Origin of the sequence: Sphingobacterium rhinopitheci (genome assembly GCF_022627575.1) — a bacterium.
Classification (GTDB): domain Bacteria; phylum Bacteroidota; class Bacteroidia; order Sphingobacteriales; family Sphingobacteriaceae; genus Sphingobacterium; species Sphingobacterium rhinopitheci.
This window is the reverse complement of record NZ_JADEYQ010000034.1, coordinates 1-13,610: the sequence shown is the minus strand read 5'-3', so window position 1 is coordinate 13,610 and position 13,610 is coordinate 1. Positions and strand designations below refer to the sequence as shown.

The following is a 13,610-nucleotide window of genomic DNA, read 5'->3' as shown; positions in this document are numbered from 1 at the left end:
TGTTATCAAATATTTCCGGAATATTATCTAATGTATCCAACTCTTGATCTGTTGGAGATGGAAAATTATTATTTTCCTTACTAATTCGACATAAACAATCAGCACATAAGCCCATTCCTCCACAGGTAGCGCGCATTTTGTAGCCATTCGATTTAAGAATCTCCATTAGATTTAAATCTGGAGTTTTCATTAATTCTAAATCTTTTATTACCCCTTGTCTATCTTTAATTGAAAATTTAAGCATATTTAAAATGAATTTACACCGTATACAGTAGTATATTTAAAGGTTAACTTTTCATCTGGAAAGACTCTTTTAAAAGCACCCTGTGCCATTAAAGCAGCTTCGTGGAAACCACATAAAATTAATTTAAGCTTACCAGGATAAGTATTGATATCCCCAATTGCATAAATACCAGGTTCATTTGTAGAATAGTCTAATGTATTTACTGCTATGGCATTACTTTCTAAGTTTAGCCCCCAGTCTGCAATTGGACCAAGTTTTGGTGTTAATCCAAATAATGGAATTAATGCATCAGCAGACAACTCATCAGTAAAGCCTTGATTATTTGTTATGTATACTTTTTGAAGTTTAGTATCACCATCTACTTTATTTAAAGTTGTTCCAAGTACTAAATCAATTTCTCCAGATTCCGCCATCTTAAATATTTTGTCGGCACTGTCGGGCGATCCTCTAAATGAGTTGTTTCTATGAATCAATGTAACTTTTTTAGCTATTTTACTTAATTCAATAGTCCAATCTAATGCTGAGTCTCCTCCACCTGCAATTACAATTCTCTTATCTCTATACTGCTCAATGTTTTTTACAAAATAAGAAATTCCTTTACCTTCGAATTGGGACAGGTTTTCTATACTTGGTTTCCTAGGTTCAAAACAGCCTAACCCTCCAGCAATGACAATTGCTTTTGCTTCTACTATAGTATTTTCTGACGTTTTTATTCGAAAAGTGTTTTCATCAAGTTTATAAATTTCTTTGACAAGCTCTCCTAAAGAAAAGGTAGGATTAAAAGGACGAATTTGCTCTATTAGATTATCTATTAATTCTTGTGCTTTAATGACTGGAAAACCAGGAATATCATAGATAGGCTTTTGCGGATATATCTCAGATAATTGCCCCCCTACTTGTGGAAGAACGTCAATTAGATGACAACGCATCTTTAGTAAGCCTGCTTCAAATACTGAAAATAGCCCAACAGGGCCTGCTCCAATTATACATAAATCTGTTACTATTGTATCATTCTTCATAAGTCTATTTTTTACAAAAATGCTTTTCTGCTTTTTTATAATCAAATGAAGAAAAGTAATAAGTAATTACTTTTAGTTATAATGAATTAAGCAAAATCGCTTAAAAAACTCGATTAATTTAGGATTATTACCTTGTAATTGTATGAATTGGAAATCACGATAAATAGATATATTTTTTACCTTAACAATTCTTAAATGGCCACTATTAAGCTCATTATGGATTGATTGTACGGATAAAAAAGCTACTGAATTGGAATGTAGTAAGTATTCTTTAATTGCAATTGTACTTTCTAATTTAATCTCCGTAATTAATTTATCAATATCTACCGCATTAGAAATAAGGTTAGCTAGAACAACATCTAATGTGCCAGAACCAGCTTCACGCATTACAAGAGGTAATTTGTACAATTCTTCAGTATCTATTGTCTTTAGATTAGACAAAGTATTTGATGCAGCTGTTACTAACACTATTTCATCTCTCAGAAATTGAGTATATGAAATTTCACTAAATTTTCCAGCCCCCTCAACGATTGCTATATCTAAAGCTTCATCGACAACAAGCTGAGTAATTACTTCAGTATTTCCTTGTCGAAAGCTTAGTTGAATTTCTGGATGATTCTTCTTGAATAATGCTAATAATTTAGGCATTACTGTTTGTGCCACAGTTGTACTTGCGCCTATTCGAATAATTCCACTATTAATATTATTCATACGTGACAAATCTGCTTCTAAACCACTATATAAACTCATGATCTTTTCCGCATACCTTAACATTAGATTGCCAGAACTAGTTAAGTATATTCGATTCCCCTTTCTTTCGAAAAGTCGCGTATTAATCTGGTATTCAATTTCACGTATATGTTTGGTAACTGCTGGTTGAGTTATATTTAAAAATATTGCTGCTTTTGTAAAGCTAAGTCTACTAGCAACTTCATAAAACACTTGTAGTCTAAAATCTATTAGTTTCATGATTATTACAAAATAAGAATTTATGGACTTACTCTTTTGATAGATTTCACTGCTTCTCAAGAACTATAAAAATCTACCAAACGATATTAAACTAAAAAAACTGAAGATAAGCAAACTATTTACTTATATCCATTTTTTTGATTTCCTCATCTGTGTAATCATCCAAAATCTTAGCATAGCGATAAAAAGTAGCACGTGTTAAACTTAATGCTGTGTATATTTCCTCTGGACTCTTTTTCACATCCTTGTAGACTGAACGCATAAGTAATAATTTAGAGATGGCTTCTTTACTATATCCTTTTGGCCTACCTCCTAGCCTACCGCGAGCCCGAGCTGATTGTAAGCCAGTTTTCGTTCTTTCACGAATTAACTCACGTTCATATTCTGCTAATGAAGCCATAAGGTTAAGGAACAACCGACCATTGATAGTACTCGTATCAACACCATCAGCAAGCCCCTTTATGATTATGCCTTTTTCACTTAGCGACAATACCAAATCAATGATATGCTTTAGACTTCTCCCTAATCGATCAAGTCTCCAAACATAAAGTTCATCTCCTGATCTAAACTGTTCGATCATCTTATCTAGTTCAGGACGATTCTTTGTCGATCCTGAAATTTTTTCTTCAAAAATCTTCTCACAACCTGCCTTTTGAAGCGCTTCAATTTGCAAATCTAAGTTCTGATCTTTAGTAGAAACTCTAGCGTATCCTATCTTCATATATTTTCGCATAAACTCATGCATAATAAATTTATGAAATTTTATTTAAAGAGACGAGTTTTTAAGAAAAATCAATAAAGACTATATGATTGATTAAGAAACTTTATGTGTTTATGAACCAGGAACGTCCTATTGTCTCAATATACCACCATATATTGAGACCTTTTTAAAATAGTGTACCTTAAATATTGTTTTTTTACAGATATTAGGTTTAGTACATTTTATGCACTTACTGGGGTATTGATAATAAAATTACTAATTTCTTTGATTGAGTTAATATAGTAAGTATAGTATGACAAACTAGATCCTCTCTTTATTGATAGTAAATGTTGAAATGGTTCTATGAAAGGTCTATTATTTAATATGCTAATAATGTATTTATTTCTAGCCGCACTACTTTCATGAGCAATATAATCCCTAATAACTTTCATTTGGTTAATTATATTCGAATAGTTTGGGTCTGTTTTTATAATATCAAACGGGTTATTTGTAAAGAAACAGTCTGAAATTGTCTTGATGACTTCAAAGTGATTTACAAATAACCTATTTTCTTTTTTTATAACTTTATTTAAATGCTCTAAATTATCAAATGTCAATCTTCTAGTTGGGCAATATCCATGAATACTAGGATTACCAATAGCATAATTCTCAAAACAATCTGACAAGAATTTTTCGAATTTTATAAATATTTTAAAAAATGCGAGTTCATACAAAGAATTATCTATTGTCGAAGAAGATGAAAAAACCGTTTCCCATCTTGAAATTTCGTCTAATAAATCTTGATTGTTCATTCTAATCCATTAAAAATTCTGAAAGTATTTTTACTCTAGTTATTCTTTCATCTTTACTTGTAGTTCTAGTCCTGTGGTACTTTTCAAATTCTAGAATATTGTGAGAAGCATTTTCAGAATCATATTCAGCATTTAAAAATTCTGATTCGAATAAAGAAAGTTTAGCAATGAATGTATTAATGTTAGAATCAAATGAATCGTTATCAAATTTTGGATTCCGAGGGATCTGATTTTCTAAATTTCCATATAGTTGATGGTTTATAGTAACGAACAAGGTCCAAAAATAATTTTTTCGATAGAATATTTTCGAATTAAATAATTGGTTATAAAAAATGCTTTCAATAATAAAAAATATGCGATTAAGTTTTTCTTCTATTATTTCTTGGTCTAAAAATTCCTTATCATACTTTTTATACGCAGATTCTGTTTTAGTGTTACTATCAGTCACTATTCCATCAATTAAGTTAATAACTAACGAATTCATGAAATCAACATCAGCCATTCTACTTAAATCTTTGTCTTTAAAAATTTTTTTATCAATAAAAATATTTTTAAAATCTGATGATTTTCTAAGTATAAATACCTTAAATTCTCCCCAATATTGAGCATTTCTTAACTCTTGTTTATTTAAAGCTATATTATTAGTGTTTAATCTCGCAAACATTTCATAAATCTTTGAATCATCTTTTAGCTTAACGATTTCAAAACTTATGTTGTAGTTCAAGAAATTTTCTTTTTCTGTATCAGGTAGTTCAAAATATGTTAAATTACCAAATTCTTTATTATGTGATTTTTGAATTTTAAATTGATTGTCAAAATATTCTAAAATAGCCGTAATACGTTGTTGTCCATCAATAACTTCTCTTATAGTCTTTCTAGTAGATATATCTATTTGTTGTCTAATGAAAATTTGTGGTATAGGGTAACCTCTTAGAATTGTATCAATTAAGTAAGATTTTGCATTTAGATTCCAAACTTTATTTCTTTGATATTTTGGAGATAAAACTAGTTCTCCATTGTCTTTCCATGAAAGAATATCGTTTATTGAAAATGACTTTGTATCTTTTACTTCACTCATATTTAGAGGGGTTAATTGTAATTACACATTACAGTTGTTTTAGCGAAATCAATATACGGAAAGTTTCGCTAATCCTTCTCTATATACACATTACACTATATGATCAGATAAAAATATCCTCTCTATAAGCTGATATACTTGCAATTATATTATGTTTATAATATTTTATATATTTGTAAATACGTATTGACGTCAATACGTATTTACAAATTATTATGTCAAAAATAATAACAATAGCTCATCAAAAAGGAGGTGTAGGAAAAAGTACACTAGCGTTAAATTTAGCGTATTCATTTGCTAAAAATGTGAATACTATATTAACCGATATAGATCCTCAGGGATCAACGATACAATTACAAGGTTTAATTCCAGACGTAATCATTATCCCATTTAGTAATAATATATACAATCAAAATTTTGAAGCTTTATTTATAGATACTCCGCCGTATTTGATGAATGAGATGTTGCCTATATTCTTAAAGTCTGATTTAGTAATTATTCCTACAAAAGCAGGGGTTCCTGATATAATGGCGATACGCTCGACTGTTGAGCTTGTAAAAGAAGCTCAAAAATCAAACAAGAAATTAAAAGCAGCTATAGTTTTAAATATGGTAAAGCCTAGAGCGAGTATTACTGAGCAAGCTAAAGAACAATTAAAAGAATACGACTTACCTATTATTGGAGAAATAAGAGACCGTGTAGCTTATACGAATACCTTTCTGACTGGAGGAGTTTTAACAAGTTCAGATGAAAATGCTAAAGATGAAGTAAGAAAGTTAACAAGTGAAATTTTAGAGTTATTATAATGGCAAATAATCCGTTCGATAAATTGAAACAAGTAAAACCTAATGATGTTCCTAAACAAAAGGTTGTACCTGTAAAAACCAATAAAAGAGATAGTGAACAAACTTATACTTTGTGGTTAGATAAAGAGCTTATAAAAGCCCTAAAACTTAAAGCTGTTGAAGAGGACACAAATGTAAAATTATTAATTGAGGAAGCTATAAGGCAGTATTTAAAGTAATAACGTATTTACGTAAATACGTTATTACTTTAAATACTTATCTTGGTAAGACCCCTTTTTTCTGATAAGTCCCAATGATATAAGCAGCAGCATTTTCCACGTTTATTTCTCCTTTTTTAGCCCTCTCATTTACCTTCTCTACAAACTTTATAAATTCATCAAACCCATTTTTAACAATTAATTCAGCATACTCTTCGCTAATGCCATAAGCCATAATAGTTCTTATGTTTTTTTGTTCATTAACAGGAATTTTATAATCGATTTCTAGTTGCTTAGGTTTGTCCTTATGTATACTTACATATATCTGAATATATTCATACGAACGTCCACGTTTATATAACTCATAGTCGAAAGATATATCCGTATTTTGGTTTATTTGTCGTTTAGCAACATCTAAGACTTTCTCTTTAAGTTGGCCTATTTGAGTGTATTGTTCTTTTCCTTTTTTATCAACAAGGCCAAGCATTTGCTTTAGTTCAATAATTGGAATAGGTTTTGGAAATCTTCCAATTGTACGCCATTGACAAGCTAGCATATACAGGCGTTTTGCATAGCTTGAAGTACAACCTAATACGGATCTTAATTGAAAGTGTGTGAAATTATTTTTAAGTTCGAAGAATAATGGTTTTGCGGGCTCTGAAATCATGACTTCAAAAGCTCCTTTACCAATTAAATATTCTACTGATTGAAATAGCCAAATTTGTTTATAAGATCCAGCCTTTTCAATTTCAAACATTCTTGAACCAATATCTTCAGTTGATTTTCTTAGTTGCTGATAATTCCATTCTCTACCAGTAAGTAATTCTATATCCTTTGCTCTAATTGTATACGTTAGTTTATCCTCTTCTAAAGAAGAAAGAATCATAAAGAGAATATCTAGCTGACAAGCCGTAAAATCATAGCGACCTGAAGTTATAGCATTATGTTGTTTATAATGCTTTTCGCCTAAAACTTCTGCTTCCTCAATAGTTAACAATTCCATATAAATTCTCTTGTTTGTATCTCATTATAAAGGTAATTAAAAAAACACAATTAAAAAACACTGATTTAAATAAAAGATATTTTTAGCTTATAAAAAGTGTTTTTTAGCTTATAAAAAGTGTTTTTTAGCTTATAAAAAGTGTTTTTTAGCTTATAAAAAGTGTTTTTTAAGCTTGTAACTTGTTGATTTAAAGCACTCACAGAGCTCGCAAAATAATTAAATATATTAAAATAATTAAAAAAACGTTTGTAGGTTTTTTAAGATAAAAATCGAAGATTTTTGACTTTGAAGGGTGACTTTTTGACAGGTTTGGAGATTTGAAAATCAACGAGAAAACGAATTTCTAAAAAAATAAAAGTTGCGCGCGAATCATTTGTCATATTAATGCAATATATGTTTAATATCAATTAGTTATGCTTTTTTTTATTTATTTTTTGCCCCCTCAGGTTTGTGGCTTGCATCCCTTTGGGCATGCGCTAGCGCCCTTCGGTTGCTTTCTTTTAGGAAAAGACGTATATTTGTGTACTATTTTGGTACGCAAATATTAAGATTATGTTAGTTATTACTTCCAGAGAGTTTCGAGAGAACCAAGCAAGCTACTTTGACCGTGTAGATAAAGGGGAAGAGATCCTTGTTCAACGCAAGAAAAATAAAGCTTACCGCATTGTGCCTGTTACAGCAGATGATACTGTGCTAAGTAAATCTGATTTCTTGGCTAAAATAGACCAGTCTTTAGCACAGGCGAATCAAGGTCAACGTTATGCGATGAACCAGGGGGAAAGTTTGGATGATTTTTTAGATCGTATAGGCGCTGATGTACAAGATTAATTATACGCCAGTATCCATTAAGGATATTTTAAAACTTAAAAAATCAGAACCTCAAACGTATAAGAAATTAAGTAAGCTGCTCAAGGAATTGGAAGAGCACCCTACATTTGGCACAGGTCATCCCAAACCATTAGGAGAAAATCGGGTGAATCAATGGTCACGTAAAATCACCGATAAGCATCGTTTAATTTATCTGATCGAAGAAGAAGGCATAACTGTACTTGTTCTTTCGGCTTATGGTCACTACGACGATAAATAGTTTTTCTAAATCTCTTCTCTAGGACAGTTCTTAGCATGCTTTAAAAATCATTTTAAAGCTACCAGAAGCGCTCAATGCATATACCCATTAATCAGCTAGTAGATCATTAAATAAGTCCTTAGCGGCGCTGTATCGCTTTAAATTAGGGCGATCGGACTGCAAATCTTCAATAGCTTTCTTTGTTTCCTTATTAAGCTTGTAGAAATTTGTAGCATCAGCAAGCACTGTTTCTATAAAATTGTTTACGCTCCTGTTCTCCTTTTTGGCCAATTTCTCGATGTAGTTGTACAACTCCCTATCCAGAGGTAATGACGTTGACTTTTTTAAATTTTTTGTATTCATAATGCTATCACTTTAAATACAAGTATACTTTTTCTCCTTAACCACCATTCAACGAATGTCATCGGCCAAAGCCGATACGCTACAAAGGAGGGGGGGATTATTTTTTAACTATTGTTTCTACCCCGTTTTCAAGTTTGATTATTTCGTTTTCTTTACATCTTTTAATGTCAAAGTAATAATGAAGTTTTCCGCTTATTTTGGCATCGCCCAAAATTTCTGCAGAACGTTTTTTCATCGCTGCTATTTTGTTAAATATTGATTGTATATAAAGTTTGTTTTCCATAACTAAAGTTAGAAAATAGAGTATAACAATGTAACAATATATCAAAGTAACAATATAACAAAGTATCAAAGTAACAATGGATATTGTTATAAACTATTGCCCGCCTTTTTGGGCGGTCTGCTTCAATAAAAATAGCCCTTTTAGATGGGCTATTTTTATTTCGCTGGCGATACTTCGAAAACGGATTTTGGAGAATCCTTATTTCTCAGTATCTTAGTACAGTTTGAAGAAGCGAGGTGCGTAAACGTATTTACATTTTGCCTGTGCAAATGTATATCCTTATTACGAACCTCGCCCTGCGGGGCCAAGATTTTCTTTACGCTGCACTTTGTTACGCTGAAAATCTGACACAAAATTTTTATACGCTTCGCTAAAATTTTGAAGCAAAGACCAGGACAAAAAACCGCTTCGCATTTTTGATCTTGGTCAATAAAAAAGAAAAAGGAATGAATAAGAAAGACAATCCGAGATTGAAAAATCTTGTCATCCGAGTGAATGACAAAGAGCATAAAGAGATAGAGTCAAAGGCTGAAAAATTAGGCTTGACCATCTCGGAATATGGCCGGCAATTGATGCTTAAAGGTGCAGTTCTTTCTGCTGAGAAAAAGGATAGTATCCAAGCAGGTGGAGGTATAGATAGACGCACCATCATAGGTCTTGCCAACAATCTAAATCAGCTCACCAGATTAGCAAATCAGCGTAAAGAGCTACCACAGATAGAGAGTCTTTTAAGGGATATTGAGAAAATTATAAAAGAATGGTCGTAGGTGTAATAACAGGAAACGGATTCCGGGGAGCGCTTGGTTATGCTTTGAAAGACCAAAAGCTAGATGAACTAAAGGCAGATCAAAAACCCGAGATCATTACGCAGAATAATGTATATGGCAATGCTCGAGAAATGGCAAGGCAGATGCGTTTTGTTGCTAATGGCAACAGCCGAGTTAGTGTTCCTGTCCTGCACTTTTATGTAAGTTTCGATGCCCAAGAAAAGTTAACAGAATCCGAACGACAAAATGCCGTAAATGGGGTGCTGAAGGAATTGGGTGTTACAGATGAAAATCATCAATATCTAGTCGTTAAACACAACGATGCTAAGAATCCTCATTATCATCTTATCATCAATAAGGTTGATTTAGATGGAAAGAAATTAAATATTGGCTTTGATGGTAAGAAAGAAGAATTTATTGCAAATCGCTGTCATGTTATTGCGGATAAAATCGAGCAGGAACAAGGTTTACAACGTACGGAGGGTAGAAAAATTATCTATGACCCAAATAGTTCTAAAGGATATAGAAAATTATCTAAAGAAGAATTAAAGGCACTAAAACCGAGAGATAAAAAAGAAAGCATCAGTAAGGATCCTCACAAAAGAGAACAGGAGAGCAGGATAAAAGCTGAAGTAATGGCAGCTCTTCAGAACAAAGGAATTAGAAGTCCAGAGGAATTTAAAACATTCCTGGAGCAAAAGGGTATTGATGTCCGATTTATGGAGAATAGAAACGGGATATCGGGGGTATCATTTAAAAGTGATACCATAAGTGTAAAAGGTTCGCAAATTGAGGCTAAATGGAACGATATAAGCAAAGTTTTGCAGGAGAACAATAAAGTACTTCAAGAGACCAAAACTATCACCAGAGCAGAGGTAGAACGTCATTTAAGAACGACTTTAGAAAAGGTAGCCTCGATTTGTGTATCTAGTAGTTATGGGGTTAATATAGAGCATCTTTTAAAAATTCGTGGTTTGGTACGTACTAGTCAAGGTTATTCCTACAAAGTAAACGATGTTAATCTCCTTATAAAATCAGATTTAGAATCAAGCATTCGAGCTACTGTTTACGAAAGTGGTAATCTGTATTCTCAGTATGAAGAGCGTAAGGCTTATGAAGAACAGGTAAGGAACGCCAAGCCAATGGAGATAAAGAAAGTACCTCTTTTGTTCGGCAAGGAAATCAGAGAAAAAAATGCTGAAGCAGAAATCTATAATAAAAGATTAGAACAAGAAAAACAGAAAATAACACTCAACCCGGTAAAAGAGCCTGATCAAGAGCAGTTAGTTGAAGATTTCATCCAAAATGCTCTAAAGAGTGAAATTGAAGTAGATACTCGAGTTGAAAAACAAGAAAGGGAATTAAGCAGATTTGAGCAGATAAAATCAAAACAAGAGCAGAAAGAACAACGTCCGGAGCAGAACTACTCTAGCGGTTACAGTAGGTGATAAACTTAATATATAGCCTTGGCTGTACGAGTTTAATCCAGGGTGCTACGGCTCTGTAGCAGCAACTGTGTGAGTTTTTAAAATACTGTTAGGGTTAGTTCTTCAGTTAAAGCCCAACCCTATCTTTTAATCAAAATTACATTGTGCAATTTTTCATTAGCATATTCTGATCTACCAATTGAAACACCTAAAATTTATTTCCAAATTATTTGAAGTTTAAATAATAACACTCAATTAATCAAATATTTTGGAACAAACAACAATTTATGTTCTATTATAGGTGTATTAACAAAACATTCTTTAATATATGTATATAGATCCTGTCCATATAATGAAGATAAATGGATCCTTTCTCCACTAACTAATAAAAAATCAACTCTATAATAAGTTCCTTCGTGTGCAGTATAATAAGTTCCATTTCCTCCTGCGAAATATATATACGAAGCGTAAACATCTATTTTTTTTATATTATCGGATATGTAATTAATGTTATCTAATTTAATCTGATTCTGTGATAATGCCACAACTTGGTAAACAGCATTTTTTAAATAGTTTAAATGGATTGTTACTACAGGGTAGAGATAATAAAGTACATAGGGAATTAATCCACATGATAAAATTATAGTAATTTCTTTGATTTTAAGCTCATAGTATAATAAAAGTGTTGCTAATAGAAATATAATAAATAATGAGTAAAAAACTGTTGCGCTTATAAATTCTTTTAAAGCATCATATTGACTTTTTTTCGTGACTTTAAATTCCCTCATCTGATAATATCTATATAAGTTACTATTAATTGTATTGATAAATTTATTCTTTTTGTCGTAAAACGATCGTAGATAAAATTTCCTGCTATTCCTTATTCAGATCCTAGATGAAAATTTTTCCAAATAAATTCCGGACCCAATTTTAATTCCTTATCCATCAATATCTATTCGTTAAACACAACGATACTAAAAATCTTCATTATTATTTTATCATCAATAAGGTTGATTTGGATGGAAAAAAATTAAATATAGGCTTTGATGGTAAGAAAGAATAATTTATTGCAAATCGATGTCACATTATTGCAGATAAAAGCTCAACTAGATAAGCAGACATAGCCAGGAGCAGATCCAATCTAGAGGTTACAGCAGATCATAAAACTTAAATATATGAGAAAGTTTCCTCTAAAATTATTGGAAGTGTAAATCTAAGAGTGTCATTGAGTTAAAAAGAACCTTTTTTGAGACTAAATTTTGACAATGTTGATTTTATACTTTCTTTAAGATTTTTGCAGAACAGCTTTTCGATGTTGTATTCCCCATTCGATCATCTTATCCAATACTTCTGTTATTAATTTTCCAGATTCAGACAATTCGTATTCTACTAAAACAGGTATAGTGTGGTGAATTTTTCGAACTAAAACACCATTAAGCTCTAATTCTTTAAGCTCTTTGCTCAACATTCTAGGACTTATTTTAGGAATATTTCGCTGAATATCAGTAAATCTTTTTTTTCCATATAACACAGAGCCAATGATAGGTAATCTCCACTTACCACTTAAAACATTAAGTGTATCATTTATATTTAAAATATATTCCACTGGACATGATTTAATTTCATTCAAACTATATTGTTTTTCCATATTTAAACACAATTTACTATACTTTAGTATAGTGCTATATTTTAGTAAGCAAATGTACTATATCTTTGTCTATAACATTAAAAAAATAAAAAATATGATATTAGTAACAGGCGCAACAGGAAATCTAGGAAAATCTACTATTAATTTTCTTATACAAAATGGAACAGCAGTAACAGATATAGTTGCTTTAGTGAGAGATGAAGCAAAAGCTACTGAATTAAAAGCAAAAGGGGTAAATATAAAAATTGCCGATTATAATGATTTAAATTCATTGAAAAATGCATTTAATGACGTGGATAAATTATTGTTAGTTTCTGGATCAGATATTGTAAATAGAACAAAACAACATGAAAATGTAGTAACTGCAGCAAAAAAATCAGGTGTAAAGCACATCTATTATACAAGCTCGGAGCGTAAGAATGACACAGAAACATCACCAATAGCATTCCTTGAAAAGTCACATATTGATACTGAAATTGCTATAAAATCAAGTGGATTAGATTATACTATTTTTCGTAATAACTTATACTTAGATGCATTGCCAATGTTTTTTGGTGAACAAGTTTTGAGTACAGGAATATTTTTACCAGCTGGAGAAACTAAAGGATCATTTGCATCTCGAAATGATATGGCTGAAGCTATAGCAAAAGTAATTGTGAGCGAAGGACATGAGAATAAAGAATATTCTTTAAGCAACACAGAGCAAGTCTCAATGCAAGAAATAGCACAATACGTGAGTAAAATTGTTGGTCAGGAGGTTAATTATATCAGTCCATCAGCTGATATTTACCTTGACTCATTAACAAAAGCTGGAGTTCCTAATGAATTTATTGGTCTATTAGCGGGATTTGCTGAGGCGATAAAACAAGGTGAGTTCTTGACTGAGAAAACGCATCTAGAGCAAATTTTAGGTAGAAAACCAACAAGTGCAAAAGAATACCTAACACAAGTTTATAGCGCTTAGCTCAATAATGCACAGTAAAATATTCTTACTGTGCATTATATAAATTACGAAAAACAAGTTTTAGTGGTCTTCACCGGATAGTTCTAATAATATACTATTTAGGTGTTCTCCCGGAGCAATTTGACAGCACAACCTACTGTTATCAAATATTTCCGGAATATTATCTAATGTATCCAACTCTTGATCTGTTGGAGATGGAAAATTATTATTTTCCTTACTAATTCGACATAAACAATCAGCACATAAGCCCATTCCTCCACAGGT

The 13,610-nt window shown here is 31.5% G+C and carries 19 protein-coding genes and 1 pseudogene; 8 read left to right on the top strand and 12 right to left on the bottom strand.

All coding sequences use genetic code 11. The annotated features are described in order from the left end of the window. The 6 genes from IP023_RS15130 to IP023_RS15105 all read right to left on the bottom strand — a co-directional run. Positions 1-244, bottom strand: a 244-nt coding sequence (locus tag IP023_RS15130) for a 2Fe-2S iron-sulfur cluster-binding protein (RefSeq protein WP_241791253.1), incomplete at its 3' end; no start/stop codon positions are given. Positions 245-246: 2 nt separating this feature from the next. Then, entirely contained in the window at positions 247-1,263 is a 1,017-nt protein-coding gene (locus tag IP023_RS15125; RefSeq protein ID WP_241791252.1) for an NAD(P)/FAD-dependent oxidoreductase, read from the bottom strand. A gap of 72 nt (positions 1,264-1,335) precedes the next feature. Beyond that, positions 1,336-2,232 carry a LysR substrate-binding domain-containing protein gene (locus IP023_RS15120; protein ID WP_241791251.1) on the bottom strand — a complete coding sequence of 299 codons (897 nt, stop codon included), beginning with the start codon at positions 2,230-2,232 and terminating at the stop codon, positions 1,336-1,338. A 115-nt stretch (positions 2,233-2,347) separates the two neighbouring features. After that, positions 2,348-2,953: a recombinase family protein gene (locus IP023_RS15115; protein ID WP_241791250.1), complete on the bottom strand. Its 606-nt coding sequence runs from the start codon at positions 2,951-2,953 to the stop codon at positions 2,348-2,350. Between the two features lie 221 nt (positions 2,954-3,174). Next, positions 3,175-3,744 carry a hypothetical protein gene (locus IP023_RS15110; RefSeq protein ID WP_241791249.1) on the bottom strand — a complete coding sequence of 190 codons (570 nt, stop codon included), beginning with the start codon at positions 3,742-3,744 and terminating at the stop codon, positions 3,175-3,177. Between the two features lies 1 nt (position 3,745). After that, positions 3,746-4,822: a DUF262 domain-containing protein gene (locus IP023_RS15105; RefSeq protein WP_241791248.1), complete on the bottom strand. Its 1,077-nt coding sequence runs from the start codon at positions 4,820-4,822 to the stop codon at positions 3,746-3,748. A gap of 215 nt (positions 4,823-5,037) precedes the next feature. On the opposite strand from IP023_RS15105, the gene IP023_RS15100 reads away from it, so the two are divergent. Both IP023_RS15100 and IP023_RS15095 read left to right on the top strand, forming a co-directional pair. Continuing rightward, positions 5,038-5,628 carry a ParA family protein gene (locus tag IP023_RS15100; protein ID WP_241791247.1) on the top strand — a complete coding sequence of 197 codons (591 nt, stop codon included), beginning with the start codon at positions 5,038-5,040 and terminating at the stop codon, positions 5,626-5,628. After that, positions 5,628-5,846: a ribbon-helix-helix domain-containing protein gene (locus IP023_RS15095; protein WP_241791246.1), complete on the top strand. Its 219-nt coding sequence runs from the start codon at positions 5,628-5,630 to the stop codon at positions 5,844-5,846. Before IP023_RS15100 ends, IP023_RS15095 begins: the two co-directional genes overlap by 1 nt. Before the next feature lie 37 nt (positions 5,847-5,883). On the opposite strand, the gene IP023_RS15090 is transcribed toward IP023_RS15095, so the two are convergent. Beyond that, entirely contained in the window at positions 5,884-6,828 is a 945-nt protein-coding gene (locus IP023_RS15090; protein WP_241791245.1) for a replication initiation protein, read from the bottom strand. 552 nt (positions 6,829-7,380) lie between these two features. Here IP023_RS15090 and IP023_RS15085 point away from each other — a divergent pair. After that, positions 7,381-7,656 (top strand): type II toxin-antitoxin system Phd/YefM family antitoxin, encoded by a 276-nt coding sequence (locus IP023_RS15085; RefSeq protein WP_241791244.1) that lies wholly within the window; start codon positions 7,381-7,383, stop codon positions 7,654-7,656. Continuing rightward, positions 7,643-7,915, top strand: coding sequence for a Txe/YoeB family addiction module toxin (locus IP023_RS15080; protein ID WP_241791243.1), 273 nt, complete (start codon positions 7,643-7,645; stop codon positions 7,913-7,915). Before IP023_RS15085 ends, IP023_RS15080 begins: the two co-directional genes overlap by 14 nt. A gap of 87 nt (positions 7,916-8,002) precedes the next feature. Here IP023_RS15080 and IP023_RS15075 read toward each other — a convergent pair whose 3' ends face one another. Together IP023_RS15075 and IP023_RS15070 are read right to left on the bottom strand one after the other, a co-directional pair. Continuing rightward, positions 8,003-8,257: a hypothetical protein gene (locus IP023_RS15075; RefSeq protein ID WP_241791242.1), complete on the bottom strand. Its 255-nt coding sequence runs from the start codon at positions 8,255-8,257 to the stop codon at positions 8,003-8,005. A 97-nt stretch (positions 8,258-8,354) separates the two neighbouring features. Continuing rightward, entirely contained in the window at positions 8,355-8,540 is a 186-nt protein-coding gene (locus IP023_RS15070) for a hypothetical protein (RefSeq protein WP_241791241.1), read from the bottom strand. Positions 8,541-8,986: 446 nt separating this feature from the next. On the opposite strand from IP023_RS15070, the gene IP023_RS15065 reads away from it, so the two are divergent. Then, complete coding sequence (locus tag IP023_RS15065) at positions 8,987-9,307, top strand: plasmid mobilization protein (RefSeq protein WP_241791240.1); 321 nt, start codon at positions 8,987-8,989, stop codon at positions 9,305-9,307. Continuing rightward, positions 9,298-10,755 carry a relaxase/mobilization nuclease domain-containing protein gene (locus IP023_RS15060; protein WP_241791239.1) on the top strand — a complete coding sequence of 486 codons (1,458 nt, stop codon included), beginning with the start codon at positions 9,298-9,300 and terminating at the stop codon, positions 10,753-10,755. The genes IP023_RS15065 and IP023_RS15060 overlap by 10 nt, the downstream gene beginning before the upstream one ends. A gap of 230 nt (positions 10,756-10,985) precedes the next feature. On the opposite strand, the gene IP023_RS15055 is transcribed toward IP023_RS15060, so the two are convergent. Next, positions 10,986-11,522, bottom strand: a complete 537-nt coding sequence (locus IP023_RS15055; RefSeq protein WP_241791238.1) for a hypothetical protein — start codon at positions 11,520-11,522, stop codon at positions 10,986-10,988. 152 nt (positions 11,523-11,674) lie between these two features. Here IP023_RS15055 and IP023_RS16000 point away from each other — a divergent pair, with 152 nt between their 5' ends. Beyond that, a complete protein-coding gene (locus tag IP023_RS16000) occupies positions 11,675-11,797 on the top strand; it encodes a relaxase/mobilization nuclease domain-containing protein (RefSeq protein WP_394801862.1) in 123 nt (40 codons plus the stop codon). A gap of 222 nt (positions 11,798-12,019) precedes the next feature. Here the strand turns inward: IP023_RS16000 and IP023_RS15050 are convergent, their stop codons facing one another. Next, positions 12,020-12,382, bottom strand: a complete 363-nt coding sequence (locus IP023_RS15050) for a winged helix-turn-helix transcriptional regulator (protein ID WP_241791237.1) — start codon at positions 12,380-12,382, stop codon at positions 12,020-12,022. A gap of 94 nt (positions 12,383-12,476) precedes the next feature. Here IP023_RS15050 and IP023_RS15045 point away from each other — a divergent pair, with 94 nt between their 5' ends. Continuing rightward, a complete protein-coding gene (locus IP023_RS15045) occupies positions 12,477-13,346 on the top strand; it encodes an SDR family oxidoreductase (protein WP_241791236.1) in 870 nt (289 codons plus the stop codon). A 60-nt stretch (positions 13,347-13,406) separates the two neighbouring features. Here IP023_RS15045 and IP023_RS15040 read toward each other — a convergent pair. Then, a pseudogene (locus tag IP023_RS15040) lies at positions 13,407-13,610 on the bottom strand (2Fe-2S iron-sulfur cluster-binding protein); the annotation flags it as partial.

What these genes read in the sequence shown, in the direction of transcription:
- IP023_RS15060 (WP_241791239.1), top strand. Translation starts at nt 9,298, where the DNA reads ATGGTCGTAGGTGTAATAACAGGAAACGGATTCCGGGGAGCGCTTGGT.
- IP023_RS15100 (WP_241791247.1), top strand. Translation starts at nt 5,038, where the DNA reads ATGTCAAAAATAATAACAATAGCTCATCAAAAAGGAGGTGTAGGAAAA.
- IP023_RS15095 (WP_241791246.1), top strand. Translation starts at nt 5,628, where the DNA reads ATGGCAAATAATCCGTTCGATAAATTGAAACAAGTAAAACCTAATGAT.
- IP023_RS15075 (WP_241791242.1), bottom strand. Translation starts at nt 8,257, where the DNA reads ATGAATACAAAAAATTTAAAAAAGTCAACGTCATTACCTCTGGATAGG.
- IP023_RS15080 (WP_241791243.1), top strand. Translation starts at nt 7,643, where the DNA reads ATGTACAAGATTAATTATACGCCAGTATCCATTAAGGATATTTTAAAA.
- IP023_RS15105 (WP_241791248.1), bottom strand. Translation starts at nt 4,822, where the DNA reads ATGAGTGAAGTAAAAGATACAAAGTCATTTTCAATAAACGATATTCTT.
- IP023_RS15115 (WP_241791250.1), bottom strand. Translation starts at nt 2,953, where the DNA reads ATGAAGATAGGATACGCTAGAGTTTCTACTAAAGATCAGAACTTAGAT.
- IP023_RS15050 (WP_241791237.1), bottom strand. Translation starts at nt 12,382, where the DNA reads ATGGAAAAACAATATAGTTTGAATGAAATTAAATCATGTCCAGTGGAA.
- IP023_RS15110 (WP_241791249.1), bottom strand. Translation starts at nt 3,744, where the DNA reads ATGAACAATCAAGATTTATTAGACGAAATTTCAAGATGGGAAACGGTT.
- IP023_RS15045 (WP_241791236.1), top strand. Translation starts at nt 12,477, where the DNA reads ATGATATTAGTAACAGGCGCAACAGGAAATCTAGGAAAATCTACTATT.
- IP023_RS15065 (WP_241791240.1), top strand. Translation starts at nt 8,987, where the DNA reads ATGAATAAGAAAGACAATCCGAGATTGAAAAATCTTGTCATCCGAGTG.
- IP023_RS15070 (WP_241791241.1), bottom strand. Translation starts at nt 8,540, where the DNA reads ATGGAAAACAAACTTTATATACAATCAATATTTAACAAAATAGCAGCG.
- IP023_RS15090 (WP_241791245.1), bottom strand. Translation starts at nt 6,828, where the DNA reads ATGGAATTGTTAACTATTGAGGAAGCAGAAGTTTTAGGCGAAAAGCAT.
- IP023_RS15055 (WP_241791238.1), bottom strand. Translation starts at nt 11,522, where the DNA reads ATGAGGGAATTTAAAGTCACGAAAAAAAGTCAATATGATGCTTTAAAA.
- IP023_RS15125 (WP_241791252.1), bottom strand. Translation starts at nt 1,263, where the DNA reads ATGAAGAATGATACAATAGTAACAGATTTATGTATAATTGGAGCAGGC.
- IP023_RS15085 (WP_241791244.1), top strand. Translation starts at nt 7,381, where the DNA reads ATGTTAGTTATTACTTCCAGAGAGTTTCGAGAGAACCAAGCAAGCTAC.
- IP023_RS15120 (WP_241791251.1), bottom strand. Translation starts at nt 2,232, where the DNA reads ATGAAACTAATAGATTTTAGACTACAAGTGTTTTATGAAGTTGCTAGT.